This is a genomic window from Mycolicibacterium sp. XJ870 (assembly GCF_053483975.1).
The window spans coordinates 1,054,311-1,079,951 of record NZ_JBEFTI010000001.1; the positions used below are offsets into that span (position 1 = coordinate 1,054,311).

Below are 25,641 nucleotides of genomic sequence, written 5' to 3' on the forward strand. Positions count from 1 at the left end.
TATGACTGCAGCGTGCGGGCCTCGCCGCACTCTGCGGTGGAGTTCATCATGGTGGGTTGGCTCGATCGGCTACAGCGACGAAGCCGCGTCGCCGGCTTCCTCATTGCCGTCGTCTACAAGTATGTGGATGACCAGGGCAGCTTTCTCGCGGCGCACATCACCTATTACGCATTCGTGTCCTTGTTTCCCGCCTTGCTGCTGCTGACAACCGTATTGGGAGTGGTTCTGGCGGGCCGCCCGGATCTGCAGGAGCAAATCCTGCAGTCGGCCGTCGCGCAATTTCCCGTCATAGGAGCGCAACTCGGACAACCCGAAAGTCTCAGCGGTGGCACGGTCGGAGTAGTCGTGGGTATCGCCGGTGCGCTGTATGGAGGTCTCGGCGTTGGCCAGGCGGTGCAGAACGCCATGGATACTCTCTGGGCGGTGCCGCGCAACGACAGACGCGATCCCATCCGGACGCGTTTTCGCAGTTTCCTGTTGCTGCTGGTCCTCGGCACAGCGTTGATGGCGACAACCATCCTGGCGGCTGTGGGGCGTGCGTCGGAATCGTTCGGCATCGTCGGGTACGGGGCGATAGTGGTGGCGTCGGTGCTGACGAATGCGGGCGTGTGCCTGATTGTTTTCCGTTTCGCCACGGCGAGGGCCGTGAGCTGGCGTCAGGCTGCGCCCGGTGCGCTCGCGGCGGCGCTCATCTGGCAACTCATTCAGTGGTTCGGCGCGATCTTCGTAACGCAGGTGATCAAAACTTCGAGCGCCACGAACAGCGTATTCGCCCTTGTGATCGGGTTATTGGCATTCCTGTACTTGATCGCCACGACGTTACTTCTGTGTGCTGAAGCCAACGTGGTGGCTGCTGATCGTCTGTTCCCGCGCGCCCTACTGACTCCCTTCACCGACAACGTGAGACTCACGCGCGGCGACCGCCGAACCTATGCCGGGCAGGCGAAAGCGCAACGCGCCAAAGGTTTTCAGCGTATCGACGTCAGCTTCGATGATGGTCGTAAAGACCACTGAGCCTAGTTCTGCGGACGGCGAGCGCGGGCACGACGTTTGCCTTCGTGCATGGCAGCCACCCGAGCCACGGGGATGGTGTGTCCTTGGTCGACAAGATCGCTTGGCAGGCGTTGCGGGGCGGGCATCGAGTCGCTCCAGGAGCGCCGACCGGCTAATGCGTCGATGGCCGTGTGCAGCGTGAAATCAGCTGGTACCACTTGATCTATCTCGGACCACATCAACGGGAATGACACCGGCACTCCGGGGCGCAGGCGCGGACTGTAGGCGGCGGCGACAGTCGCGCCGCCCGACCGGGTCGAGTCCACGAACACTTTTCCATGGCGGTCCTCGACGATGAACGCGGTGGTCGCGATGGACGGATCGAGTGCCTCAGCCCGGGCAGCCAGCGCGCGGGTAGCTGCCGCAACGTCTTCGACCGGAGCACTGTCATCGATGGGCACGAACACGTGCAGACCGCGTGCACCAACTGGTCTTGACTGCGCCGGCCAGACCAGAGTCCGTGAGGGCTCTGTGCACCAGGTGAGCGACTGCCACCACCGCGGCAAAGTCGCTGTCGTTGGGCGGATCAAGATCGAGCACGAGATGCGTCGGTCGGTAAATGTTGTCAGCGAGCCCGAGCGCTGGGTGATATTCGACGGCACGCTGATTGGCCAGCCACAGCAATGTGCGTCGATCGTCGCAGATGACGTAGTGGATTTCGCGCTTCGATGCCTCCGCCCAAATGGGTACCGTGTGAACCCAGTCGGGGGTGTACTTGGGAATGTTCTTCTGTATGAAGGGTTTACGCCCGCGTAGTGTCCTCAGCACGGTGAGCGGGCGGCCGGCGACAGCGGGTAGTAGGTGGTCCGCGACGGCGTCGAGGTAGTCCACGAGATCACGTTTGGTGGCGCCGGTATCGGGACCCAACGGTTGGTCGAGATTGGTCAGATCGACCCCGGCTCGCTGCTCTCCGGCGCTCATTCAGCCACCCTACGGTGAACGCCGGACAGTCTCATGCGCGCAATCGAACCCGCAACCTGGTCGGCGTCAGGAATGCCAGGCCAGGATGCGCAAAGCGTCCCGCGCCGGCCTACTTGTCTTTGCGACCAGGCCGCGGGGGTGGTGGCGGCTGGGCCTTGGTGGTCGGGGCGAACTTGCCGCCCTTCTTGGGATCGTATGTGCCCTTCTGAGCCATGGTGATACCTCTCACTTGTCCCTGACACCCACGGTAACGGGAAACGGCCGACCAGGTGCAGCAACTAGATGAACGGTTGGTTAGTCCGCAGACATACCCGATTGCGACACGGTCACGGATGCATATCTATCAATGCATCACTGGACACAACAGTCACACCGATCACTATCGTCACATCTGCAAACTGTTGACGTCGGTGCGACGTCCCCTTTGGGAAGGTGTGACATGTCGCGACGTCCTCGAATCACCTCGATTTCGGTGGCGTCGGCGGCCGCAGTCATCGGCCTTACCGCGGCAATCGGTATTCCGATCGGTACTGCGCCACCGGCCGCTGCCGAGCCGTGCACAGGAGCCGCTGCGGCGATTCAACCTCCTGCATCTCCGAACACCGGAGCAACTCCAGCGCTGCCCGGCGGCCCTCCGCGGGGCCACCGGCCTGCGGGTGCGAATGAGAATGCGCCGTTACCGAGGTTGGGACAGTTGTCGAGGGCCCTCATCAACGCATTCAATCCACGCTCTGCGACCGTTCGGGAGCAAGCTCGGGTGGTGCCTCAGCCGAATCCCCAACCGCAGCAACCCGTGCCCGCAAACCAACCGGCTCCGGCTGCCGCACAGCCGGCTCCAGCCCCGGCCCCGCCGACGCCGCCGGGAACGACGTTGGTCGGATGGGTGACCGGTCCGGACAGCCCCAATGACACGGCCAAACGTTTCGCGATCACCGGCACCGATCTCGGAATCATGTGGGACAACGGCGATCCGGCCGCGCGTCAGGTGTTGATGGCGTTCGGCGACACGTATGGCTACTGCAGTGTCCGCGGCCAGCAGTGGCGCTACAACACCTTGTTCCGCACCCAGGACGGTGCGCTGTCAAAGACCATCAGCGTGCCCAACGGCGTTGTCGCCAACCGGTATTCCGGGTCGCCGTTGTGGGCCCCGGGTCTTTCCAAGCAGATCGTGAACAGCATCAAGCGAGCGCCGACGGAGAAGGGCATCATTCCGACCGCAGGTATCGCCGTCGGGAAAACGCAATACCTCAATTTCATGTCGATCAGAAACTGGGACAGCGACGGTCGATGGTCGACCAACTTCTCGGCGATCGCCATGTCTCCCGACAACGGTGAGAACTGGGGGGTCTACCCAGGGACCATCCGCCCGCCCCAGGCGGGCCACGAGAACTTCCAACAGGGCGCGTTCCTGCGGCCGGGGCCCGGCGACCCGTACCTGTACTCGTTCGGAACTCCTTCCGGGCGTGGCGGTTCGGCGTTCATCGCGCGCGTTCCGCAGGCGTTCGTGCCGGACCTGAACAGGTACGAATACTGGAATGCCGCCTCGAACACCTGGGTCCCCCGAAATCCGGCAGCGGCGACACCGGTGATCCCGGGCCCGGTGAGCGAGATGTCCGCGCAGTACAACACGTACCTGAAGCAATACGTCGTGCTCTACGGCAACGGTGCCAACGACGTCGTGATGAGGACTGCCCCCGCCCCGCAAGGCCCCTGGAGCCCTGAGCAACTGCTCGTTCCGTCGTCGCAGTATCCGGGCGGCATCTATGCGCCGTTCCTGCATCCCTGGTCGACGGGTAAGGAGCTGTACTACAACCTGTCCCTGTGGTCGGCGTACAACGTCATGTTGATGAAGACCGTGCTGCCATAGCCAGCCGCAGTGGTGCCAGTAACGCGTCGAGTGCGTACTCGAACACCGCGTCGTAATCGGTGGGGGACTGAAGCGCTTCGACGAGCGCCTGGTCGGGCCAGTCGGTCGTCCACAGCGATGGGTCCTCCTCCTGGTGTTCAGGACCACGGACCGCGGAAAACTGCATCACCGCAGAGGAAATGACGTGAACCTGCACCGCGCGCAGTGCCAGCGCCGCATCGGTTCCCGTCACTCCCAGTTCGGCCAACTGCGCCGCCAAGCGCTGTTGGATCGGCAGGAACAAGGTCGGCGTACTGTCGCGCTCGTGTGCGATCGCCAGAAGGTGCTGTCGTTCGATCAGTAGCGTGCGCTGGTTGCGGGCCAGGGATGCGATCCGGTCGACGGGGCTGCCGCCGGCCATGGGCAGATTCGCCATCTCCCCGAGCAGTCGGTCGACCAGGCTGTCGAAGAGCTTGTCGCGTCCACCGATATGCCAGTAGATCGAGGTGACTGCCACCCCGACCCGCTCGGCGAGTGCGCGCATCGAAAAAGCTGCCACCCCATCATGTTCGATGAGATAGGCCGCGGTATCGAGAATGAGCTCGGCGTCAACGGCTCCGGGCCCGGCCTTCGGCTTCGCGCTCATGGCCTCACTCTGCCATCTGGGGCATGGCGGCCATGCGCTCGCTCTCGGGGAGTCCGAGGTAGCGCTCCAGGTTGCGATGCATGTTGATGATTCTGCGCTCTTCGCTGGACAGCACCAGGTGAGTCACGCCAGGCTGGTGGACACCCCGCTGGAGTCCAGCCAGCACTGTGATGTCCTGGGTCATGACGAGGCCGGGGTGCGCCTCCTCGGCAGTCATCCGCACGTCGGCGGGTCGAGTGCGCGGTGTGCCCGCGGGCATGCGCGTCATCAGCGTCATCACCAGAAGGCCGTGATCGGGATCGGACCCCGGAAGTGCGGTCATCACGGTGAGATGGTCGGCGCTGGCCAGCAACGTCATGTTCGGGAAGACGTTGTACTGGTGCAGGCGCATCATCTGATCGGTGTCAGCCCAATTCAGGTCGACGCCTCGGCCTGCGGCGAATTCTCGTATCCGGTCGGCGATCACGTCGGCGACCGATTGGCCGGGCTGCCTCTCGCCGTGCGGAAACGGTGCACTTTCCGCGAGGCCCATCAACGGGCCTTGCGTGCTTACGTACGCGGACCACACCTCCTCGTCGCTCAGTGCGCCCTTGAGCTGCGGGCTCGGCACCCCATACATGGATTCGGATTTGCCTGTGTGTCCCCAGACCGTTTGTGGGGCAAAGACATCGTCCATGCACCGATGTAGTTCGGGATGCAGGGTCTGGACGTGATAAGTCTCGCTGTACCCGTCGGCAATCGTCTTCCAGTTGGCGTCGACTTCGATGGTCATCGTTGCGTAACACCGGAAATCGCCGAGCCCGCACCATGCGATGTCCTGCGGTACCGCTTCGAGGTAGTCGGCGAGCGGGATCGCGTCAACGTCGAGGTTGACGAACACCAACCGTTCCCACGCCTCAACTTTCACTGGCAGGAGTGGAAACTCGGACATGTGGACTGCTCCGAATCCTTTGCGGTTCGGAATCCTCTTGAGCATCCCCGCCAGGTCCCAGGTCCACCCGTGGTAGCCACATTTCACCTCACGGAGCTCCGAACCGGAGCCGGTGCACAGTGCATTGCCCCGGTGGCGGCACGCGTTCTGAAAGGCGCGCAGGATTTCGTCTTCACCGCGGATGATCAGTACAGAGTATGGGCCGCAGCGATATTCGAAGTAGTCGCCGGGCTCGGCGACGTGGTCGACCGTGCATGCGACCTGCCATACTCTCGGCCACATCCGCTCGACCTCGAGCTGCGCGAACGCGGGGGAGTAGTACCGGTCAGCCGACACCAGCGTGGGCCGTTGCGGCGGGGCACCGATCGCGTCCTGCGGCCGGACGCCTGCCTGACCATCGACGGTGCTGTTGGTGTTCGCTGCGCTGCTGGCCATTGAATGCGCCTCCTCGAAAAGGGTCGAAACTCCGCATGGCCGTTCTGTAACGGTGTTACATTGCCACCGTAGCGGCAGGCAGGCGTCAAAGGGAGTGAAACGTGTTCGATCTGAAGATCACGGGCGGCACCGTCATCGACGGGACGGGGGCGGACAGATTCACCGCCGATGTGGCGATCAAAGACGGGAAGATCGTCGAGGTGCGCCGCCGCAGTCCGGGTGACCCGACCCTGCAAGGTGATGCCGCCGAGACGATCGATGCGACCGGCAAGATCGTCGCGCCCGGCTTCGTCGACATCCACACCCACTACGACGGCCAGGTCAGTTGGGATGATCTGCTCGAACCGTCCAGCAATCATGGCGTGACCACCGTCGTCACCGGCAACTGCGGGGTGGGATTCGCACCCGTGCGGCCGGGCCAGGAGCAATGGCTCATCGAACTGATGGAAGGCGTCGAGGACATCCCCGGCACCGCGCTGACCGAGGGCATCACCTGGGGTTGGGAGAGCTACGCCGAGTACCTCGACGTGATCGGCAAGCGGGAGCTCGCCGTCGATGTCGGCAGTCAGATCGCGCACGGAACCGTACGCGCCTACGCGATGGGACAACGCGGCGCCCGCAACGAGCCGGCGACGCCGGAGGACATCGCGGCGATGAGCCGACTGGTCCGGGAGGCGGCGGAGGTTGGTGCACTGGGGTTCTCGTCGTCGCGAACCCTGGCCCATCGCGCGATGGACGGCGAGCCGGTGCCGGGAACATTCGCGGCCGAAGACGAACTCTTCGCCCTCGGGCGGGCTATGGCTGCGGGCGGCGGGGCGGTTTTCGAGCTGGCTCCGCAGGGTGCCGCGGGTGAGGACATCGTGGCGCCGAAGAAAGAACTGGAGTGGATGCGGCGTCTCGGCGGCGAGATCGACGGTGCGTTGAGTTTCGCGCTGATCCAGGTCGACGCGGACCCAAATCTGTGGCGCGAACAACTGGACATGTCGGCGGCGGCCCACGAAGCGGGTAGTCGCCTGCACCCGCAGGTCGCGGCGCGCCCGTTCGGGATGTTGCTCGGTTTCCCCGGCCATCACGCCTTCACCCACCGGCCCACCTACCGCAGGCTCAAGGCGGAGTGCAGCCGGGAGGAACTTGCCGCCCGGCTCACGGAACCCGCTGTGCGCGCGGCGATTCTGTCCGAGGACGACCTGCCTCTCGATCCGAACGTGTTGTTCGACGGGATGTTCGCCCTGGCGCAGTACTCGGCGGACCGGCTCTATGCCCTGGGCGAGCCGCCCGACTACGAGCCGACCCCCGATCGCACCGTCGCGTCGATCGCCCGCGAGCGCGGTGAAGATGTCTTGACGACGATGTACGACCTGATGCTGGAAGCCGATGCCGGTTCGATGTTGATGCTGCCGATGTTCAACTACGCAGACGGCAACCATGACGCGATCCGCGAGATGATGACCCACCCGGCCGCGGTACTCGGACTGTCTGACGGCGGCGCGCATTGCAGCATGATCTGTGACGCCTCGTATCCCACGTTCCTGCTTACGCATTGGGCACGGGACCGGCATCGGGGCGCCGGTCTTCCGCTGGAGTACGTGATCCGCAAACAGTCGTACGACACCGCACAGCTGTTCGGGCTGACCGACCGCGGTGTGATTGCGGTCGGGAAAAAAGCGGACGTCAATGTGATCGATATGGACGCACTGACGTTGCATGCCCCGCGGATGGCCTACGACCTGCCCGCGGGCGGGCACCGCCTCGTCCAGGGGGCATCCGGCTACACCGCCACGATCGTCAACGGAGTCGCCACCCGCCATAACGGTGTCGACACCGGCGCGCGTCCAGGGCGGTTGGTGCGCGGGGCTCGCTGACTCCGCAGCCCTCAGCTCGGGCGGCCGCGGGGCTGGGCCAGGATCGCACCGCCGAGCCAGCGTCTGATGAAGCGCCGCAACTCATCTCGGCTTCTGGTCGGTTCGTTGGGGGCGACGAAGAACGACAACATCGTCCGCAGGGTGAACTCGACCAGTTCACGCTGTGCCGGCTCGTCGTAACCGTACTTGTCCCAGTCGACGTCGAACCGTTTGAGCATGCGCCTTCCGAAGGCTTGCGCCTCATCGGATGCCAGGGTTCCGGAGTGGGCGTGCAGATATGGCTCGGAGAGCATGATGCCGAGGTGGGGTGTGCGCACGATTTCCTCCAGCGTGAACAGCACGCCCTCGGTCATCGCTTCGGCAGGATCGGTGATTCCCTGTACCGTCTCGGCGAGCCGGTCGAGGAACCCGTCGACTGAGGCGAGTGCGGCCGCGCGCATCAGTGCCTCCGCGGTCGGGAAGTACCGGTAAACCGTCTGTCGGATCACACCGAGTTCGGCCGCGACCTCGGCGATGCTGACGTCGGTTCCCGACTGGGCGATCAGGTTGACCGCGGTGGCGACGATCCGGCGCGCGGCTTCCTCGTCATTGCTGGGTGGGTCGCCGTCCCACCCGCGTCTACGCGCCACCGGTGAACTCTTTGGCCGACGACATTGCTGCAGGATATCGCCGCGCGCTGGACCGGCGTGGGCCGACGTCCGAGTCGTTGACCTTTCACAGCGGTTGCTGTAATCATACAGACACACAGTGTGATGTCTTATCGTATGTTTAAAGGCGGCCGGGATGCGGATTGCCGCCCGAGTAGCGAGGTGTCCTCATGACGGACCTGATAGTGCGCAAGATGCGGTTCGCGTTCGCGGATCATCACGTTCCCTTCCTGTGGAACGAGACCAATCCCGCATTCTCGAGCATGGCCAACGCAGTTTCGTTCCTGGCGATCGCGTTCGAGAAGATGATCGGCCAGATGATCCCCGAGGCCATGCCATTGATCACCGATCCCGAGATCGCCGAGGAGGCACAGGCGTTCGTGCGGCAGGAGGGCCAGCACTCCATGGCTCACCGCCAGCACGCGAAGGGCCTGATCAAGAGCTACCCGGCTCTCAAGGAGACCCTCGACGAGGTGATGGCCGCGTTCGACGAGCTGACAGCCAGCACTCCGTTGAAGTACCGATTGGCCTACACCGCCGATCTGGAGGCGACGTTCACTCCGGTGTTCAAGCTGATGCTCGACCATGACGACACGTTGTTCGCGCCGGGCGACGATAGGGTGGCCTCGCTGTTCCTGTGGCATTTCGTCGAGGAGGTCGAGCACCGCAGCTCGGCATTGATCATCTACGACGCGGTGGTCGACGACCCCTGGTACCGCATGCGCGTGGCGCCGTCGATCTTCAAGCACGTCTGGGGTGTGCTGCGAATTGCCTGCGAGGGTTTCAACAAGCACGTGCCGCTGGCCGAGCGCCAGATCGACGCCTTGTCGATGTTCGGCATGCAGGCGAAGAAAAAGGCGCTGATGCAACGCCTTCCGTTCTTTCACGTGCGCGACGACGGACCGTTTGCGAACGCGTTCAGCCATCTTCCCGTTCGAGAGCAGATCACCGCGCTGACCGGCGTTGTGCGCAGCCAGATTCCGGGCCATAATCCCGAGCACGAGAAGCTGCCGGCGCTGGCCGACGAGTGGTTCGCCCGCTATGAGGCCGGCTACGACGTCACCCAGTGGTACACAGCCGATACCTTGGTGAGAGGGGCCGCAGATGTCTGATCTGTGTACGCCGACGTTCGCGGATCTTGCGGCACGGTTGGGCTTTTCGTGCGAGACCGCTGGTGGCCTCATCGAGTTCCGTAATCCGTTCGGCCTGGAGAACTGGACGTTGCCGGTCCTGGAGATCACGGTGATCGTCGGCGCGGTGCTGGCACTGGTGTACGCGATTGTGCGCCTGCGTCGCCACAACGATCCGACCAACCTCGTGCTGTGGTTCGGCGCCATCGCCTATCTGCTGATCATCGAGCCGCCGCTGTACTTCCCGGGGCCGTTCGGGATCAGTGAGCACGTCGACACGATGTTCGCTCACAACGTGTTCACCGTGGACTTCCTGTGGGGCCGGTTGCCGCTCTACATCGTCGCGATCTATCCGATGATGGCGACGGTGGCGTTCGAAATCGTCCGCAGGCTCGGCGTTTTCCGCCGATATGGTGTCCTGGTCGGGGCGATCTGCGTCGGATTCGTCCATCATGCGTTCTATGAGATCTTCGACCATCTCGGCCCGCAGTTGCGTTGGTGGGAATGGACTTTGGACCATCCGATGAATCAGCCCTTCTTCGACTCGGTGCCACTCCCCAGTGTCGTGGTGTTCGCTGCGCTGTGGCCGATGTCGCTGGCGTTCTGCGTGCAACTGTTCGTCGGCAGGCACGTCGACGAGGGTCGGGACTTCTCCGGGGTCGAGCTTGTGTGGCGCACGATCGTGGTCGGAGTGCTGGCCTCGATCGGCACGGCGGTGCTTCCCCTGCCCGCCACTGTCGGAGGCATGATCTCCGGTAGCACCGCGGTCGCGGGTCTCATCTACGCCGCCGAACTCGTCATCCTCTGCATCGTCGCGATTCCGGTGCTTATCCGGCAATGGGTGAGCGTTCGTCGTAGCGAACCGAGCGCCGTCGGAAACCACACCAATACCGTCATCCTTGGCTATGCCGCGGTGTACCTGGCCGTCATGACAGTGCTGTGGGTGACCGCCTTGCCGGCCTACTTCGGCGCGGCCGACGGCGTCACCGCCAACGGTGACCCGATCGGCAGCCTCTGGTACACCGTGGTCTGCCTGGTGATCGCAGCGTTGTCCATCGCCGCGGCCGCAACGGTCAGGCCCGTCGCGCCGCGACAGTCCGACGTGCTCGCACCCAGCGGGGCTGAACCGCAGGGGTAGGCAGACCGCGCTTTCCCGCCTCGCGGCTCTGACCAGCTCCGCGCTGCTCGCAAGGGAAATTGACGTTTGTGCAGGCAGCCCACGGGTACTCCTCCCTGCGAGGAGGTTGGGAAATGCCTACATGGAGTTGGATCGTCATTGCAGTAGTCGCTGTGTTCATCGTGCTGGCGGTGGTTGTGGTCGCATCGATGATGCGTCACAAGCGCAGCGAACGGCTGAAGAGCCAGTTCGGACCGGAGTACGAGCGGGCCGTTGACACAGCCGGTGGTCAGCGTGCTGCGGAGAAGGAACTGATTGGGCGCGAACGGAAGCGGCACAAGCTCGACATCAGTGAGTTGACACCGGAATCGCGGGCGCAATACACCAAGGCGTGGAGCGCCACCCAGGCCGGGTTCGTCGACAATCCGACCAGGGCGGTCAGCGAGGCCGATCGACTGGTCACCGAGGTAATGCGTGAACGCGGTTATCCGGTAGATGATTTCGAGCAGCGTGCGGCAGACATCTCGGTAGATCACCCCAAGGTGGTCGAGCACTACCGGGCCGCGCACATCCTTCATCTCGCGCAAGAGCAGGGTGACATCGGCACCGAAGCGCAACGTGAGGCGTTCGTGCACTACCGCGCGCTGTTCGAGCAATTGCTCGGGACCGGTCAGACCGATCATGAGGCCGGCAAGCATTCACCACAGCAGACCGGCAAGCATTCGCCGAAGGAGGCGCCGGCGTGACCAGCACGGCAGCCACCCGCCCGCCTCAGATGTCGACTACAAGCTGTCGATGATCGCGTTCTTGATCGCCTCGGAATTCGTCCCGAAGATGGCTTGCACGCTGTTGCCGACCTCGATGACGCCCGCGGCGCCGAGGGCCTTGAGCCGGTCCTGATCGACCTTGTCCTTGTCGGCGACCTCCATGCGCAGGCGGGTGATGCAAGCGTCGACATTCACCAGGTTCTCCCGGCCGCCGAATGCGGCGATGATGTGTTCGGCTTGCGTGTCCGCGCGGGCGGGGGCAGCCAGCGTGGCGGTGCCGCCGGTAGCGACGGCCGTGGCTGAATCGCCGCCTTCGCCGAGGTTCGCGGCTTCGTCGGCCTCGAACTCGGATTCGGGTTCCCGGCCGGGTGTGCGCATGTTCCACCTCGTGATCGCAAACCGGAACAGCACGTAGTAGACGACGGAAAACGCCACACCCATGGCGATGAGCAGCGGAATGTTCTTCGCGGCGGGTGCGGTGCCGTAGAGCAGCAGGTCGATGAGCCCCGCGGAGAATGAGAAGCCGAGGTGGATGTCGAGCAGGTAGGCGATCGCCAGAGACAACCCGGTCAGGACCGCGTGAATCACGTAGAGCGGGAACGCGACGAACATGAACGCGAACTCCAGCGGCTCGGTCACGCCGGTGAGGAACGCGGTTAGCGCCGCCGCCGACAGGATGCCGACCGCGAGCTTGCGCTGCTTTTTGTTGGCGACGTGGATCATGGCCAGCGCCGCGGCGGGCAACCCGAACATCAGGATCGGGTAGAAGCCCGAGGTGAGGATGCCCGCGGTCGGATCGCCGGCAGCGAACCGGGTGAGCTCACCGGTGGCTACCGTCCCGTCGGGGGTCTGGTAGTCGCCGTAGAGGAACCACACATATGAGTTCGGGATGTGGTGCAGACCGAACGGGATGAGCATGCGGTTGGCGAACCCGTACACGAAGGCGCCGAATGCACCTGCCCCGCCGATGAACTGGCCCAGACTGGTCAGCCCGGCATCGAAGATCGGATAGAAGTAGCTCATCGCGAACGCGAGGAACAGCGACGCCAGCGACACCACGATCGGCACGAACCGGCGGCCTCCGAAGAAGCCGAGATAGGACGGCAATTGGATCGTGTGATAGCGGTCGAACAACCAAGCCGTGAGCAGGCCGACCACGATGCCGGCGAACACGCTGTAGTTGATCAGAGCCTGATCGCCGTTCTTGTCCACCTCCCCGGCGAGCACGATCGGCGACATCGTCTTGAACACCGCCTCGACCACCAGATAGCCGACCACCGCGGCCAGTGCGGTGGAACCGTCGGCTTTACGCGCGAACCCGATCGCCACACCAACCGCGAACAGCAGCGGAAGGTTGGCGAAAACCGCGTCGCCCGCCGCGCTCATCGCTTTGAAGAACGCCCCGATGACCGGGGCGTCGATCCGGCCCAGCAGGTCTGGCTGGCCCAACCGCAGCAGGATGCCCGCCGCGGGCAGCACCGCGATCGGCAGCATGAGGCTCTTGCCGAGCCGCTGCAACTGGGCGAACCCGGGAATGTTCAGCCTCGACTTAGGCTGTGCACCTTCGGGTTTCGTCTTACCGCTCATTGCCTCATCGCCCTTCTGGCCGCGCGACGCGACCCACCGCCGGAGCTGTGCGGAAGCTTAGACGAGAATCTGGCAGTAGAGGCGAACTCGAGTCCATCGGTCAACCACGCTCGTATTGTTGGTGCACGAGCAAAGGAGTCACGACAGTGAGCAAGACTCGAGTACTCGCCCCGGTCAGCGGCCGGGCCGTTGCGCTCCAGGATGTTCCGGACCCGGTCTTCTCGGCGGGCATGGTGGGTTATGGAGCTGCCGTGGACCCGCCGCGCGGGGTGATCGACGCCGTCGCCCCGGTCAGCGGCAAGATCCTGAAACTGATGCCGCACGCCTATGTGGTGATGACTCCGGACAATGTCGGGGTGCTCGTCCACCTCGGACTGGACACCGTCCAGCTGAACGGCGCGGGCTTCACCACGCATGTCAGCCAGGGTGACGAGGTCACCGCCGGTCAGGTCGTCATCACCTATGACGTTCCCGCGATCGAGGCGAAGGGCCTCAACCCCGTTGTTCCCGTGGTGGTGATGGACGAGCGGGAATCCGCCAACGTGATTGCGTCCGAGGCCGTGACGGCAGGTGCGGATATCGACTCGGGCGCCGACCTTTTCATCGTGAACAAGTAGATGGAAGTTGTCATCCTGGCCGACGCCAAGCAGATCGGTGCCCTCGCCGCCGACGCGATCGGCGCGCTGCTGCGCCACAAACCGGGCGCGGTCCTTGGCCTGGCCACCGGATCCTCGCCGGTGGTGATCTACGACGAGCTCGCCTCGCGCTGCGACGCCGGGCGGATCTCATTCCGGCAGGCCCGCGGGTTCACGCTCGACGAGTATGTCGGTCTGCCTGCCGACCATCCCGAGCGGTACCGCAACGTCATCGACGCCGTGTTCGTCTCGCGCGTCGACTTCGCCCCCGGCGCGGTCCAGGGCCCCGACGGCCTGGCCGAAGACATTCCGGCCGCCTGCGCGGCCTATGAGAACGCCATTCGCGAGGCGGGTGGTGTCGATCTGCAGATTCTCGGGATCGGCACCGACGGCCACATCGCATTCAATGAGCCCGGGTCCTCGCTGGCATCGCGTACCCGCATCAAGACGCTGACCAGGCAAACCCGGATCGACAACGCCCGATTCTTCGACGGCGATCTCGACGCGGTGCCGACCCATTGCCTGACTCAGGGCTTGGCGACCATCATGGCGGCCCGACATCTGGTCCTGGTGGCGACCGGCCGCAGCAAGGCCGAAGCCGTGCACCACCTGGTCGAGGGCGCGGTGAGCGCCATGTGGCCGGCGACCGTCCTGCAGCATCACCCCCATGTGACGGTGCTGCTCGACGACGCTGCGGCGCAACGTCTGCAGCTCGTCGACTACTACCGCGAGACCTACCGCTCCAAACCGGAATGGCAGGGCATCTGAGTGCTGCTGACGGCCGACACCGTGCTGACGGGCGCAGAACTGTTGCGGCCCGGGTGGATCGACGTCTCGTCAGGGACGGTGGCCGGAATCGGTGCGGGGCCACCGCCCCGGACCGCTGATCACGACCTCGGCGCGGTGACGGTGGTGCCGGGCTTCGTCGACACCCACACGCACGGCGGCGGAGGGGCCAACTTCTCGACCGCATCGACCGCCGACACCTCGATCGCGGCGGCGCTGCACCGTGGTCGCGGCACGACCACACTGATCGCCTCGCTGGTGACAGCCGGGCCGGCCGAGTTGCTGCGTCAGGTCACCGGTTTGGCCGACGACGTCGGTGCCGGACTGATCGACGGAATCCACCTGGAAGGTCCGTGGCTGTCCACCAAACGCTGCGGAGCGCACCAACCCTCGCTCATGCGCGACCCGGACCCGGACGAGGTCGAGCGCGTGCTCGACGCGGGTGCCGGGACCATCCGCATGGTCACCATCGCGCCTGAACGCGAAGGCGCTTTGGCTGCGATCGGACAGATTGCCGCCGCCGGTGTGGTGGCAGCCGTCGGCCACACCGAGGCGACCTACGAACAGACACTGCGAGCGATCGCGGCAGGCGCAACGGTCGGCACCCACCTGTTCAACGCGATGCGTCCGATCGACCGCCGTGAGCCCGGGCCGGTCATCGCACTCATGGAGGATCGGCGGGTGACTGTCGAACTCATCGCCGACGGCGTGCACGTCGACCCGGCGATCTACCGGCATGTCACGCAAAGCGTTGGAGCACAACGGGTGTCGCTGATCACCGACGCCATGGCCGCCACGGGCATGTCCGACGGGTCGTATCACCTGGGCCCACTGGCGGTGGACGTCGTGGCCGGTGTCGCACGAGTCGCCGGCACGGACACCATCGCAGGCGGCACCGCGACGATGGACCGAGTGTTCAGATTCGCCGTATCCCACTGCGGTCTCCCGCGAGATGAGGCGCTGATGCTGGCGGTGCGCCAGGCCTCGATCAACCCCGCGCGGGCGTTGGGGTTGCCCGGTGGAGAGCTCATGCCCGGGGCGGCGGCCGACCTGGTGGTGCTCGACGCCGATCTCGCCGTGGCGGGGGTGTTGCGGCGTGGAGATTGGATCGTGCGCCCGGCGACCTGATCATCCGAGCTGTTCGCGCACCTCCGCGGCACCGTCTGCGGACAGCGCGACCTCGGCCACCTGCGCGGCCCGCCGCCGGTCGACGGCCCGCACGGCCTCCTTGGTCGCGGGAATCGCTGGGGGAGTGACACTCAACGCGTTGACCCCCAACCCGATGAGGAGCGCGGCGGCACGCTCGTCGGCGGCGAACTCCCCGCACACCGAGACCGAGGCCTGCCCGGCCGCACCGCGGCAGGTGGCCGCGATCAGGTGCAGCAGACCGGGATCGAAGGTGTCACCGATGGTGGCTACGGCTTCGTTGTTGCGGTCGGCGGCCAGTGCGTACTGGGTCAGGTCGTTGGTGCCGATGGACAGGAAGTCGACATGACGGGCGAAGGCCGCTGACTTCAATGCCGCGGCAGGCACTTCGACCATCATGCCCACCTGCAGCCCGGTCGGCGGCCGGGGCCCGGCACGTCCGATCGCCTCATCGAGCAGTCGGCGTGCGGCGAACAACTCGTCGAGCGTGCTGATCATCGGGAACATCACGCTCACTGGCGTATGGTGTGCGAGCCGGGCCACCGCGAGCAGTTGGTCTCTCAACAGCTCGGGGTGTGCCAACGACAACCGGATGCCGCGCACCCCCAGGTAGGGGTTCAGTTCGGCCGGGGTGGGCAGGAACTCCAACGGCTTGTCGCCGCCCACATCGAGAGTTCGCACTGTGATGCGCTTTCCGTCAAGTGATTCAGCGATCTTGCGGTAAACGGCGAGCTGCTCGTCGACGTCGGGCGCCTGCAGACGGCCCATGAACAGAAACTCGGTCCGGATCAAGCCGGCGAAGTCAGCACCCTGTGATGCGGCGGTCCGCGCGTCGTCGACGGAGGCGATGTTGGCGCCGACGCCGATGGTGACGCCGTCGCGAGTGACGGCCGGTTCGGTTGCCCGCTTGCGAGCTTCGCGCCGGCGCTGCGCTGACACCGCGATCCTGGTTTCGAAATCCGTTCGGACGTCGGCGGATGGGTCGACGATGAATACGCCCCGGTTTCCGTCGACGGCGACGGTCGTGCCGTCCGGGATTGCCAGCACGGCCGGGCCGGCGCCGACAACCACGGGAATACCCTTGGCGCGCAGCAGGATCACATTGTGGGCGTGCGGGCTTCCGAAGGCCAGCAGTACCGCGGCCACCCGCTGCGGGTCGAGTTCAGCGGCCTCGGCGGGGGTGAGGTCGGCCGCCACGAGCACGCCGCTGGCGGCCTCCGAGCCGCCGGTGCTGCCCAGCATGGCGCGCAGCACCTGATCGCCGACCGCCCTGACATCCTCGGCCCTGGCCTGCAGATACGGGTCCGGCAGCGCCTCGAACTCCGCGGTCAGACCGGACACCGCAGCCGCCCACGCCGCTGCCGCGTTGGCGCCCTGGTCAATTCGTGCTTTCGCGGCGCCGAGCAGTGCATCGTCGTCGAGCAGTAGCTGGTGTGCGTCGAAGATCGACGCCTCGGTTTCGCCGACGTCGCGGGCGGTCCTGGCCCGCAGCGCGGTGATGGCACGCCGCACCTCGGCGATTGCCGTGCCGAGTTTGCGCCATTCGGCGACCGCATCTTCGGCCGGGGTGTCCGGTATCGCAATGGTGCCATGGCTTGCCGAATGTGCCGGTCCCATACCGAGACCGGGTCCGGCACCGATCGGTGCGTGCGATGTGACGGGCACCGGATCGGGCGGTACCTCGGTCATGGACTCGTCGAAGTTGCGGGCAGCCAGGGCGACGATGTGCTCGAGGGCTTCGGCCGCCTGACTGCCCGATACCCGTACCTCGACCTCGTCGCCGCAGCGCACGCCGAGGGTGGCGATCTTGGACAGGCTGGCGGCGTCGGTCCACGGTGAATCGGTGCGGCGGTTGCGGATCCGGACGCGAGCATCCCGGCGTCGGACCTCGCCCACCAGTCGTGCGGCGGGCCGGGCGTGCAGCCCGTGCGGATTGGCGACGACGAAGCTGCCCGCGAGTTCGTCGGAACCCGGCTCCATTTCGGATGCCGGAGCCTGTTCCGTCGAACCGAGATGGGCGACCTTGCCGGCAAGGGCACCGGATGCCTCGGCGGCGACCTCGTCGGTCGGCGCTCCACCTGCCGCCGCCACCGCGGCCACCACCAGGCCCTCCACCAGCGGAGCGGGACACAGCACGGTACGCGTGCGGGTTTCGTCGTCGAGCAGTTCCAGTGCGAGCTCGGCCGAGAGCACCGCGCTGCCCAGGTCCATCAACACCACCACGCCGTCACCCGAATCGGCGGCGGTGACGGCGTCGAGGATTTCTGCGGCGTCGGTGCCGAACGTGGCCTCGTCCAGCCCAGCTGCGATACCGATACGAATCTGTTTGCCGTGCAACATCTCCTGGGCGAGCGCCACCGCGGCTCGGGCCAGCGGACGGCTGTGGGAAACGACGACAAGGCCGACGGTCACGTGCGCACCACCGTTGCCGCTGCGGCAATCAAGAGTGCCGCTGACGTCGCACCCGGATCGATGTGCCCGACGCTGCGCTGCCCCAGATAACTGGCGCGTCCTTTGCGGGCGAGCATCGATTCGGTGGCATCCCTGCCTTTTTCGGCGGCAGTCGTGGCTGCGGCCAGACCGGCCGCCAGGTCCGCGTCGGAGGACAGCGCGGTGTCCAGCGCGTCGAGGGCCGGCGCCAATGCGTCGAACATGGTCTTGTCTCCGGCCTCGGCGCGGCCGCGTTGCACCACGCCGTCCACCCCGGCACGTAACGCCTTGGCGAAGTCGGTTGCGCTCGCGGCGTCACCGGATCCCAGCGCGGGCGCCATTCGCAGGAAGAACGTGCCGTACAGCGGACCGCTGGCGCCGCCGACCGACTTCACCAGCGTCATACCCACCTGCTTACACAGGCCGGCCATGTCACCAGGGGTGGACTCGTCGAGCGCCGCGACGACCGCGCTCATGCCGCGGTCCATGTTGATGCCGTGGTCGGCATCACCGATCGCGGCATCCAGATCACTGAGATGCTGGGCGTTTTCGCCGATCACCCGGGCGTACTCGCGAATCCAGGCGGTGAGTTGTGTCAGGTCCATAATTCAGCATCCCCTCCGCAGCGCGGGCGTATTGACCGGGTGGTCCCACAACCGGATCACGTCGTCGTCGGCGCGCAGCAGGGTCACCGAGCAGCCCGCCATGTCCAAGCTCGTGATGTAGGGACCCACCAGGGAGCGGGCGATCCGCACCCCGGCCTTGTCCAGAATCGCCGCGAATTCCGAGTACATGACGTACAACTCGATCAGTGGCGTGGCGCCCATGCTGTTGACGAACAGGATCACCCCGTCATCGCCGGTGAAGTCGAGGTCGGCCAGGATCGGCTCGGCGAGGAGTTCGGCCACTGCGCGGGCCGGCTGCATCGGAACCCGCTGGCGGCCGGGCTCGCCGTGAATGCCGATACCGACTTCGATCTCGGTGTCGGGGAGGTCGAAGGTGGGATGACCGACGGCGGGCACTGTGCACGACGTCAGGGCGACCCCCATGCTGCGGGCGGCGGCGTTGACGCGTCGTGCCACGTCGGCGACCTCGGTCAGTGACCGGCCCTGGTCGGCCGCCGCACCGGCGATCTTCTCGACCAGGACGGTGGCGCCCACGCCGCGCCGCCCGGCCGTGAACGTGCTGTCCTGGACCGCGACGTCGTCGTCGACAATCACCGACTCAACGGTGACGCCCTCAGCCGCAGCAAGTTCCGCGGCCATCTCGAAGTTCATCACGTCGCCGGTGTAGTTCTTCACGATGTGCAGCACCCCGGCTCCGCTGTCGACATTCTTGGTGGCCTCCAGCATCTGGTCGGGCACCGGCGAGGTGAAAACCTCACCGGCGCATGCGGCGTCGAGCATGCCGGCGCCGACGAATCCGCCGTGTAAGGGTTCGTGCCCCGATCCGCCGCCGGAGATCAGGCCGACCTTGCCGGCCACCGGCGCGTCCGCGCGGTAGATGATGCGGTTGGTCTGGTCGACACGCAGTTCCGGGTGCGCAACGGCCATGCCGCGCAACGCTTCACTGATCACATCGGCGGGGTCGTTGATGAGCTTCTTCATGTGGGGCTTCCTCAGGCTGCGGTGGTGGTCTGGGCGGGTACGGCGGTACGGGCCGGCGGGGTGTCGGCGCGAGTACGGGAGATGGCGACGTAGGCGAGCGCGGCCAGCACGCCGGCCAGCAGTTCGGCGCTCAGGTACACCGGGAGCTGACTCCAGGACACCGAGCCGCCGGCGATCTGCTGTACGAGCATGGGGCCGAAGGTGCGCGCCGGATTGATGGAGGCGCCGGTGGTGGGTGCCACCGGGATGATCGCCGCGAAGACCACGAGGCCGATCGCGACACCGGCGAATCCCACGGTGGCCTTGCGGTGTATCACGCCGAAAACGGTGAACACGAGAATGAACGTACCCACGAACTCGGCGAAAAACGCCTGTACCGCACTGACATCAGCGGTATAGGTGGCGATGCCGAGCCCGGCGTCACGGGCCGCGGTGCCCAGTACGCCGAGGATGGCGGCGGCTCCGACCACCGCCCCCAGGACCTGGGCGCCGATGTAGGCGGGCACGCGCGACCACGGGAACTGGCCGGTGACGGCGAGGCCGAGGGTGACGGCGGGGTTGATGTGATTGCCCGAGATGTGTCCGAGCGCGTAAATGGTCGCGACCACCACCGTGGCGAAGGCGAACGAAATCATGCCCAGGTCTGCCATCGTGAAGGGCGCGTCCCCGTTGACGATGATCGTCGCGGGTACCGAACCCACGCCGACGAAGACCAGAAAGGCGGTTCCGAACGCCTCCGCGGCCAACTTCTGAATAATCGACGGCTCGTCCATTGACACTCTCCTCGGAGTGGTAATCGGCTATATCGGATAGCATTCGACAATGTCGAATGTGATCTGGACCATACGCTTATGCTTCGGACACCACAAGAGGCGAATAGGTAGAAGGAGGCCGCGATGATCCAGGCCGTGGATCGTGCCCTCCGCATCCTCACCGTGCTGCAGGGCGGGCGCCGGATGAGCCTGGGAGAGATCGCGTCGGCGATCGAACTCGCGCCTTCGACGGTGCACGGACTGGTGCGCACGCTGCTTGCCCACGGCATGGTGCAGCAGGAGCTGGACTCCGGCCGCTACCGGCTCGGCCCGGCAACGCTGAGGCTCGGCAACGTCTACCTCGACACTCTCGAGCTGCGCTCCCGCGTCACGATCTGGGCCGAGAGCCTGGCCCGGCGGACCGGCTGCGCGGTGCGCACCGGGGTGCTGCTGTTCGACGAAGTCGTCGTCGTCGCCCATGAACCCCGGCCGGACGGCACCCGGCAGATGCCCGAAGTCGGAATCGTCATACCGGCTCACGCAAGTGCGCTCGGCAAGGCGCTGCTGGCGTTCGTGTCGGACTATCGGCCTGCGGTATTGCGCAGCATGACCGGTGAGACGGTCACCGATGCGGCGGCATTGGCCGATGAGCTTACGCAGGTGCGCGCGACGGGTATCGCGTCCGAGGCCGAGGAAGCTGTCTTGGGCGAATGCTCCGCCGCCGCAGCGGTTTTCGACACCACTGCGGAGGCGGTCGGGGCGATCAGCCTGGTCGTTCCGGCGGCCAGGTGGCCGTTGGAGTCAGACGCGATCGACGCGTTGCGCGATACTGCCCGCGCCATCTCGCGTGAACTCGGCGCGCCGGCGTGGCCGCCGCGGGCGAACCCGGCCTGACGTCTTCCACCCAGATCGACGCAATGGTCGTTTCGCCCCGCTGGCAGCCGCCATTGCGTCAGTCTGGGGAATCTTCGCTGCTGGAGCGGGCGCCGACGAAGTCGAGCAGCCGCGGATCGACGGAAGTGAACCGGTCGACCTCCTCGCCGCCGTCGCAGCGCAGCAGCGCGATGGTGAGGCCATCCCGGGTCCGCGCGATGACCTGCCAGTGGCCACCGGAGTCCTGCCAGCGCTGCAGATCTGCGACGCGATCTTCCGCCATGCTCATAGGATTGCACGCGATGGCCGTCTCCAAACCGCGGGTGCAGTTGGCCCGGGTCTACGACCAGCCCGAATCCGACGAAGGCAATCGCGTGCTGGTCGACCGGTTGTGGCCGCGAGGCCTTCGCAAAACTGATCCGCGGGTCGGCCGCTGGATGCCCGACGTCGCCCCGTCCACCGAGCTGCGCCGCTGGTACGGCCACAAGCCTGAGCGGTTCGACGAATTCGCCGACCGCTACACGGCCGAACTGGAGACACCGGCGGGCGTGGCTGCTCTCAAGGAGTTGCGGGCGGTGCAACGTGACGGCCCGATCACCTTGGTGACGGCGACCCGGGAGATCGAACTGAGCCACCTGACGGTGTTGGCCAAGCTGCTCACCTGAGCCCATCGGTCATCCGGAGGAAGGTAAACCTACCCTTCTCTGGCTACGGTAGGCTCGGCGGTCAAATGACCGAGATCGATGAGGCGCTCGAGCCTGTTCTCAAGCGCGAGCTGACGGAGACAACCGATGCGGTGCGTGCTGTCGCGGCACCGCCCACCCCGGTTCTGGCGGAACCGTATGACATCCGACTGGTCGACGCGGACGCCGACGCAGAGCTGGTGTCGGAGTGGATGAACCGGCCGCACCTGGTCGAAGCGTGGGAATACGACTGGCCGCCGGAACGCTGGCGGCGCTACCTGCAGGCCCAGCTGGACGGTGAATATTCCCGGCCGTTCATCATGAGTTTCCGCGGCAAACCTGCGGGCTACGTGGAGTTGTACCGGGCGGCAAAGGATTCGATCGCACCGACCTATGCCGCAGACCCGCACGACGTCGGCATGCACGCGGCGATCGCCGACCTGAGATTCGTCAACCGCGGCATCGCACCGATCCTGTTGCCGCGCATCGTGGCAAGCGTGTTCGAACTCGAACCCGACTGCCGTCGCATCATGTTCGACCCCGATCACCGCAACACCGGTGCGCGCCGGTTGTGCGAATGGGCCGGATGCACGTTCTTGGGCGAGCACGACATGTCCAATCGGCGCATGGCCCTGTACGAGCTGTCACGCACGCCGGGTTAGTTCCTCGGCCAGCAGACGCGGAGGTATCCGCGTCGGCTGCTCGCGGTGAGGAGAGTTAGTCCTGGCCGAACTCGGCGTAGCCGTCGTAGTCGGGTTTCATGGCCGCAGCCACCAGTTCCCAGAGCACCTCATCGGTGCCGCCGCCCACGCGGGCCAGTTTCATGTCCCGCCACCACTTGCCCAGCGGTGTCTCGTCGACGAGATAGCCGGAGCCACCGAAGATGTGCATGCACTCCGAGAGCACCTCTTCGCCCAGCCGCGCCGCCGTCACCTTGATCGCGGCGGCGGCGCGCAGGTCGAGCTTGCCGCCGGCGGCAATCCCGGCAAGCCCGTAGCGCAGTAGGTCCACCCGGGCCTGCAGATCGGCAATCCGCATCCGCAGCGCCTGATGTTCGTAGAGGGTGTGGCCGAACTGGCGGCGCTTCATCATGCGGGCCAAGGTGATTCCGAGGACGCGCTGGGATCCGGCGGCAACCTGACCGGCGATCGACATCCGCTCGTGGGCGAGCCCCCACGAGATCGCGGCCAACCCGGTGCCGGCCCGCGCGACCAATGCGTCGGCGGGCACCCAGGTGTCGATGTGCACCGCGGCGGTGTCCAGTGGTCCGGCGCCGACCTTGCGGTAGGGCGTCTGCACCTCGACCTGCGCGGTGGGAACAGCGATGACAACAACATTGCCGTGCCTGCTGGTCGGGTCATGGTCGACGTTGCGCGCCACCACCATGATGTGGTCGGCGATCGGCGACAGGGACACGAACTTCTTGATGCCCTTGATCGCGAAACCGTCGCGGGCCGTACGTACTTCGGTCTCCACGATCTGCAGATCGGATCCGCCAGACTCCTCGGAGGCGCCGATGCACAGCACTGCCTCCCCGCGGATGGCCTGCTCGCAGATGGTGCGCAGGTAGTCGTTCTTGCCGAAGCGGCGCAGGATGGAGATCGCCGAATCATGCAGGCTGACACCGACGCCGATGCCGGCGGAACCGGTCCGGCCCAGGGAGAACGCCAATTCGATCAGCTTGGCGACGTCGGGCTGCTGACCGTCGCCCCATTTCTCGGTGAACACGCCATTGCGCCCGAGGTGCTCGATGAGCTGGCGCGGAAACCGTTCCGTCTCTTCGGCTTCGGCTGTCCACGTCTTGACCTGATCATCGAACACCCGCTCGAGCAGGTCACGGTACTCGTCGATGGTGGTACTGGCCGGCGTCATCGCCGGTGTTGTCGTGGTCATGCCTTGACGCCCTCCAGATGTTGCTTGACCTCCAGTCGCCGGAGCTTGCCCGAGGAGGTGCGTGGTAGGGAACCAGGTGCCAGGAACACCACATCCGACGGCACCACACCGCATTCGGACGCGACTCTTTGCACCACTTCACTGCGAGCCCCGGACTCGTCGGCGCCGCGGAACTCTGCCGCGATCACCAGTCCGGGCCGCACGGCCCCCTCATTGGTGCCGACGGCCACGACCGCACCTTCGCGGACGCCCTTGACCTGGGCGGCGATTCGTTCGATCTCGGTGGGGAAGATGTTCCGACCCGCCACCGTGATGAGCTCCTTGGCCCGGCCGCAAATCACCAGTCCGCCATCGACGAAATAGCCGAGGTCGCCGGTCGGGAACCAGTCGCCGCTCTTGTGTGGAGCTTCGCCGCGATATCCCGACATCATCGAAGTTCCGTGGATCTCGATCTCGCCCACCTCGCGGTCGGAGATCCCGGCGTTGTCCTCGCTGGGGCGCAGCCGCATCTCCATCCCCGGGATGGCTTCACCAAGGACGGCGAACTGCTGAACGTTGGCGCCGGAGGAGGTCTCGACCTTGATCTCGTCGATCTGCAGACCGACACCGGGAACTGGAATGGTTACCGCGCAGGATGATTCGGCAAGCCCGTACGACGGGCACAGCGCGCCGGGATCGAAGCCGAAGCGGGTCAGCTCGGTGCCGAACCGGGCAGTGGCCTCACAGTCGACCGGTTCGCCGCCATTGAGCGCGAACCGCAGCGTCGAGAGATCGACGTCGGCGAGCCGTCGCGTGTACTTGCCGATGAGGCCGTAGGCCATGTTCGGTGCGGCGGTCAGGGTCGCCTTGCTCTGGGTCAGCCAGTGCACCCAACTGAACGGTGAAGACGCGAACGCAGTGGTCGGCGCCTGCCACACCTCGGTACCGCCGATCGCGCCGGTGAGGAGGAAGGTCAGGCCCATGTCGTGGTAGAGCGGCAGCCACGAGCATCCGACATCGTTGCGGGACAAGCTGATTCGCTCTCCGACCCCGCGGAGGTTAGCGAGCACGGCGGCCGGCCCGAGCTGTGCGGTGCGCGGGGTGCCGGTGGATCCCGCGGTGCCCTGCAGGACCGCGAATTCGCCGCCGGCGCCGAGGCGCAGTGTGGACGAGCGCTTGTCGTGCGCCACCTCGGTGTCATCGTGGATCACCAGTGGAGTGTCGGCGCCGCGCAACTGTTCGAGGTAGCTGCCGTGGCTGAACACGGTCCCGACTCCGATGCCGGCTAAGCGGTTCAGCGTCGACTGCGCCCACTGGGCGGGGTCGGAGCCGCGCACCGGTCCAGGAAGAATCGAGAGGGCCGAACCGGACACCAACGTGCCGATGATGGCCGCGATGGCTTCCACGGTCGGTTCAGCGACCACGCCTACAGCCGAGGAGCCGTCCTGTCCGATCCGCTCGGCGACATTCTCGGCGCGCGCGTACACCTGTCCCCATGGATGACGGTTCCAGGTGCGGGTTTCGGTGTCGAACACCACGAGGTCGGCGCTGGTGGTTGTCAGGGACTTCGTCAGCGCTGTCGCCAGCGGGTTCACTTTGCGCTCTGCGCCGCGGGAATCTTCGCCAGGATCGCGGCCTCCAGGTCGCCCACGGTGTCGCAGCTCAGCAGGTCTTCCTCGGTGAGCGCGACGTCGAGCTTGTCCTCGATCGCCACCATGCCGACGGCGAAAGCCACCGAGTCGAGGCCGACGTCGTCAACGAGCCGGGAGTCCCGGGTCACCCTGCGGATATCGACGTTCATGTCGTCGCGCAAGATCTCGGTGAGGGCGGCGCTGACCGCTTCAGGGGAAGTTGACTGCATGGGCTGGGACGCTACCACCGGCAAGTTAAGGTAGGCTAGGCTTACCAGCCTGGC

24 protein-coding genes and 1 pseudogene are annotated in these 25,641 nt (G+C 65.8%); 12 read left to right on the forward strand and 13 right to left on the reverse strand.

The features are described from left to right. The first annotated feature begins 48 nt into the window (after positions 1–48). Entirely contained in the window at positions 49–1,014 is a 966-nt protein-coding gene (locus ABQF30_RS05340; RefSeq protein ID WP_448463472.1) for a YihY/virulence factor BrkB family protein, read from the forward strand. A 2-nt stretch (positions 1,015–1,016) separates the two neighbouring features. Here the strand turns inward: ABQF30_RS05340 and ABQF30_RS05345 are convergent. Next, a pseudogene (locus ABQF30_RS05345) lies at positions 1,017–1,974 on the reverse strand (DNA polymerase domain-containing protein). Between the two features lie 439 nt (positions 1,975–2,413). On the opposite strand from ABQF30_RS05345, the gene ABQF30_RS05350 reads away from it, so the two are divergent. Further along, a complete protein-coding gene (locus tag ABQF30_RS05350) occupies positions 2,414–3,841 on the forward strand; it encodes a glycoside hydrolase family 183 protein (RefSeq protein ID WP_448461700.1) in 1,428 nt (475 codons plus the stop codon). Here the strand turns inward: ABQF30_RS05350 and ABQF30_RS05355 are convergent. After that, positions 3,813–4,466: a TetR/AcrR family transcriptional regulator gene (locus tag ABQF30_RS05355; RefSeq protein WP_448461702.1), complete on the reverse strand. Its 654-nt coding sequence runs from the start codon at positions 4,464–4,466 to the stop codon at positions 3,813–3,815. The two genes, ABQF30_RS05350 and ABQF30_RS05355, sit on opposite strands and share 29 nt — an antisense overlap. Positions 4,467–4,470: 4 nt before the next feature. Further along, the gene (locus tag ABQF30_RS05360) at positions 4,471–5,832 is read right to left on the reverse strand and encodes an aromatic ring-hydroxylating oxygenase subunit alpha (protein ID WP_448461704.1); all 1,362 of its coding nucleotides are present in this window, start codon (positions 5,830–5,832) and stop codon (positions 4,471–4,473) included. Positions 5,833–5,933: 101 nt separating this feature from the next. Between ABQF30_RS05360 and ABQF30_RS05365 the strand changes: the two genes are divergently transcribed. After that, entirely contained in the window at positions 5,934–7,694 is a 1,761-nt protein-coding gene (locus tag ABQF30_RS05365; protein WP_448461706.1) for an N-acyl-D-amino-acid deacylase family protein, read from the forward strand. Between the two features lie 11 nt (positions 7,695–7,705). Here ABQF30_RS05365 and ABQF30_RS05370 read toward each other — a convergent pair whose 3' ends face one another. After that, complete coding sequence (locus tag ABQF30_RS05370) at positions 7,706–8,323, reverse strand: TetR/AcrR family transcriptional regulator (protein WP_448461708.1); 618 nt, start codon at positions 8,321–8,323, stop codon at positions 7,706–7,708. Positions 8,324–8,511: 188 nt separating this feature from the next. On the opposite strand from ABQF30_RS05370, the gene ABQF30_RS05375 reads away from it, so the two are divergent. The 3 genes from ABQF30_RS05375 (at position 8,512) to ABQF30_RS05385 (ending at position 11,334) form a co-directional block, all read left to right on the forward strand. Continuing rightward, the gene (locus ABQF30_RS05375; RefSeq protein ID WP_448461709.1) at positions 8,512–9,453 is read left to right on the forward strand and encodes a metal-dependent hydrolase; all 942 of its coding nucleotides are present in this window, start codon (positions 8,512–8,514) and stop codon (positions 9,451–9,453) included. Then, positions 9,446–10,609 carry a DUF7802 domain-containing protein gene (locus ABQF30_RS05380; RefSeq protein WP_448461711.1) on the forward strand — a complete coding sequence of 388 codons (1,164 nt, stop codon included), beginning with the start codon at positions 9,446–9,448 and terminating at the stop codon, positions 10,607–10,609. Before ABQF30_RS05375 ends, ABQF30_RS05380 begins: the two co-directional genes overlap by 8 nt. 113 nt (positions 10,610–10,722) lie before the next feature. Continuing rightward, positions 10,723–11,334 carry a hypothetical protein gene (locus ABQF30_RS05385; protein WP_448461712.1) on the forward strand — a complete coding sequence of 204 codons (612 nt, stop codon included), beginning with the start codon at positions 10,723–10,725 and terminating at the stop codon, positions 11,332–11,334. A 36-nt stretch (positions 11,335–11,370) separates the two neighbouring features. Here ABQF30_RS05385 and ABQF30_RS05390 read toward each other — a convergent pair whose 3' ends face one another. Beyond that, complete coding sequence (locus ABQF30_RS05390) at positions 11,371–12,942, reverse strand: PTS transporter subunit EIIC (protein ID WP_448461714.1); 1,572 nt, start codon at positions 12,940–12,942, stop codon at positions 11,371–11,373. Between the two features lie 146 nt (positions 12,943–13,088). Between ABQF30_RS05390 and ABQF30_RS05395 the strand changes: the two genes are divergently transcribed. The 3 genes from ABQF30_RS05395 to nagA are packed head-to-tail and all read left to right on the forward strand — an operon-like array spanning position 13,089 to position 15,491. Next, entirely contained in the window at positions 13,089–13,559 is a 471-nt protein-coding gene (locus ABQF30_RS05395) for a PTS sugar transporter subunit IIA (RefSeq protein ID WP_448461716.1), read from the forward strand. Beyond that, positions 13,560–14,345 (forward strand): glucosamine-6-phosphate deaminase, encoded by a 786-nt coding sequence (gene nagB / locus ABQF30_RS05400; protein ID WP_448461717.1) that lies wholly within the window; start codon positions 13,560–13,562, stop codon positions 14,343–14,345. It abuts the gene before it with no gap. Beyond that, positions 14,346–15,491, forward strand: a complete 1,146-nt coding sequence (nagA, locus tag ABQF30_RS05405; RefSeq protein ID WP_448461719.1) for an N-acetylglucosamine-6-phosphate deacetylase — start codon at positions 14,346–14,348, stop codon at positions 15,489–15,491. Here nagA and ptsP read toward each other — a convergent pair whose 3' ends face one another. Genes ptsP through ABQF30_RS05425 form a run of 4 tightly spaced genes read right to left on the reverse strand, consistent with a single transcriptional unit; the run spans position 15,492 to position 20,319 of the window. After that, the gene (ptsP, locus tag ABQF30_RS05410; RefSeq protein ID WP_448461721.1) at positions 15,492–17,921 is read right to left on the reverse strand and encodes a phosphoenolpyruvate--protein phosphotransferase; all 2,430 of its coding nucleotides are present in this window, start codon (positions 17,919–17,921) and stop codon (positions 15,492–15,494) included. It lies immediately after the preceding gene. Then, positions 17,918–18,544: a dihydroxyacetone kinase subunit DhaL gene (gene dhaL / locus ABQF30_RS05415; RefSeq protein ID WP_448461723.1), complete on the reverse strand. Its 627-nt coding sequence runs from the start codon at positions 18,542–18,544 to the stop codon at positions 17,918–17,920. The genes ptsP and dhaL overlap by 4 nt, the downstream gene beginning before the upstream one ends. 3 nt (positions 18,545–18,547) lie before the next feature. Further along, positions 18,548–19,546: a dihydroxyacetone kinase subunit DhaK gene (gene dhaK, locus ABQF30_RS05420; protein ID WP_448461725.1), complete on the reverse strand. Its 999-nt coding sequence runs from the start codon at positions 19,544–19,546 to the stop codon at positions 18,548–18,550. Between the two features lie 11 nt (positions 19,547–19,557). Next, complete coding sequence (locus ABQF30_RS05425; RefSeq protein WP_448461727.1) at positions 19,558–20,319, reverse strand: MIP/aquaporin family protein; 762 nt, start codon at positions 20,317–20,319, stop codon at positions 19,558–19,560. Positions 20,320–20,442: 123 nt separating this feature from the next. Between ABQF30_RS05425 and ABQF30_RS05430 the strand changes: the two genes are divergently transcribed. Next, positions 20,443–21,192, forward strand: a complete 750-nt coding sequence (locus ABQF30_RS05430) for an IclR family transcriptional regulator (RefSeq protein WP_448461729.1) — start codon at positions 20,443–20,445, stop codon at positions 21,190–21,192. A 58-nt stretch (positions 21,193–21,250) separates the two neighbouring features. On the opposite strand, the gene ABQF30_RS05435 is transcribed toward ABQF30_RS05430, so the two are convergent. Beyond that, a complete protein-coding gene (locus ABQF30_RS05435) occupies positions 21,251–21,454 on the reverse strand; it encodes a hypothetical protein (protein WP_448461731.1) in 204 nt (67 codons plus the stop codon). A gap of 19 nt (positions 21,455–21,473) precedes the next feature. Between ABQF30_RS05435 and ABQF30_RS05440 the strand changes: the two genes are divergently transcribed. Both ABQF30_RS05440 and ABQF30_RS05445 read left to right on the forward strand, forming a co-directional pair. Then, positions 21,474–21,836, forward strand: a complete 363-nt coding sequence (locus tag ABQF30_RS05440; RefSeq protein ID WP_448461733.1) for a DUF488 domain-containing protein — start codon at positions 21,474–21,476, stop codon at positions 21,834–21,836. Between the two features lie 65 nt (positions 21,837–21,901). Beyond that, entirely contained in the window at positions 21,902–22,516 is a 615-nt protein-coding gene (locus ABQF30_RS05445; RefSeq protein ID WP_448461735.1) for a GNAT family N-acetyltransferase, read from the forward strand. 55 nt (positions 22,517–22,571) lie between these two features. Here ABQF30_RS05445 and mbtN read toward each other — a convergent pair whose 3' ends face one another. The 3 genes from mbtN to ABQF30_RS05460 are packed head-to-tail and all read right to left on the reverse strand — an operon-like array spanning position 22,572 to position 25,635. Beyond that, positions 22,572–23,726 (reverse strand): mycobactin biosynthesis acyl-ACP dehydrogenase MbtN, encoded by a 1,155-nt coding sequence (mbtN, locus tag ABQF30_RS05450; protein ID WP_448463474.1) that lies wholly within the window; start codon positions 23,724–23,726, stop codon positions 22,572–22,574. Positions 23,727–23,743: 17 nt separating this feature from the next. After that, positions 23,744–25,312, reverse strand: a complete 1,569-nt coding sequence (mbtM, locus tag ABQF30_RS05455; RefSeq protein ID WP_448463476.1) for a long-chain-fatty acid--ACP ligase MbtM — start codon at positions 25,310–25,312, stop codon at positions 23,744–23,746. Positions 25,313–25,317: 5 nt separating this feature from the next. Then, on the reverse strand, positions 25,318–25,635 hold the full coding sequence (locus ABQF30_RS05460; protein WP_448463478.1) for a mycobactin biosynthesis acyl carrier protein MbtL: 318 nt from the start codon (positions 25,633–25,635) through the stop codon (positions 25,318–25,320). Between the last annotated feature and the right edge of the window lie 6 nt (positions 25,636–25,641).

Excerpts from the sequence above, each read along its gene's own strand:
- ABQF30_RS05340 (WP_448463472.1), top strand. The coding sequence starts at position 49 with ATGGTGGGTTGGCTCGATCGGCTACAGCGACGAAGCCGCGTCGCCGGC.
- ABQF30_RS05350 (WP_448461700.1), top strand. The coding sequence starts at position 2,414 with ATGTCGCGACGTCCTCGAATCACCTCGATTTCGGTGGCGTCGGCGGCC.
- ABQF30_RS05355 (WP_448461702.1), bottom strand. The coding sequence starts at position 4,466 with ATGAGCGCGAAGCCGAAGGCCGGGCCCGGAGCCGTTGACGCCGAGCTC.
- ABQF30_RS05360 (WP_448461704.1), bottom strand. The coding sequence starts at position 5,832 with ATGGCCAGCAGCGCAGCGAACACCAACAGCACCGTCGATGGTCAGGCA.
- ABQF30_RS05375 (WP_448461709.1), top strand. The coding sequence starts at position 8,512 with ATGACGGACCTGATAGTGCGCAAGATGCGGTTCGCGTTCGCGGATCAT.
- ABQF30_RS05380 (WP_448461711.1), top strand. The coding sequence starts at position 9,446 with ATGTCTGATCTGTGTACGCCGACGTTCGCGGATCTTGCGGCACGGTTG.
- ABQF30_RS05385 (WP_448461712.1), top strand. The coding sequence starts at position 10,723 with ATGCCTACATGGAGTTGGATCGTCATTGCAGTAGTCGCTGTGTTCATC.
- ABQF30_RS05390 (WP_448461714.1), bottom strand. The coding sequence starts at position 12,942 with ATGAGCGGTAAGACGAAACCCGAAGGTGCACAGCCTAAGTCGAGGCTG.
- nagB (WP_448461717.1), top strand. The coding sequence starts at position 13,560 with ATGGAAGTTGTCATCCTGGCCGACGCCAAGCAGATCGGTGCCCTCGCC.
- dhaL (WP_448461723.1), bottom strand. The coding sequence starts at position 18,544 with ATGGACCTGACACAACTCACCGCCTGGATTCGCGAGTACGCCCGGGTG.
- dhaK (WP_448461725.1), bottom strand. The coding sequence starts at position 19,546 with ATGAAGAAGCTCATCAACGACCCCGCCGATGTGATCAGTGAAGCGTTG.
- ABQF30_RS05425 (WP_448461727.1), bottom strand. The coding sequence starts at position 20,319 with ATGGACGAGCCGTCGATTATTCAGAAGTTGGCCGCGGAGGCGTTCGGA.
- ABQF30_RS05430 (WP_448461729.1), top strand. The coding sequence starts at position 20,443 with ATGATCCAGGCCGTGGATCGTGCCCTCCGCATCCTCACCGTGCTGCAG.
- ABQF30_RS05435 (WP_448461731.1), bottom strand. The coding sequence starts at position 21,454 with ATGGCGGAAGATCGCGTCGCAGATCTGCAGCGCTGGCAGGACTCCGGT.
- ABQF30_RS05440 (WP_448461733.1), top strand. The coding sequence starts at position 21,474 with ATGGCCGTCTCCAAACCGCGGGTGCAGTTGGCCCGGGTCTACGACCAG.
- ABQF30_RS05445 (WP_448461735.1), top strand. The coding sequence starts at position 21,902 with ATGACCGAGATCGATGAGGCGCTCGAGCCTGTTCTCAAGCGCGAGCTG.
- mbtN (WP_448463474.1), bottom strand. The coding sequence starts at position 23,726 with ATGACGCCGGCCAGTACCACCATCGACGAGTACCGTGACCTGCTCGAG.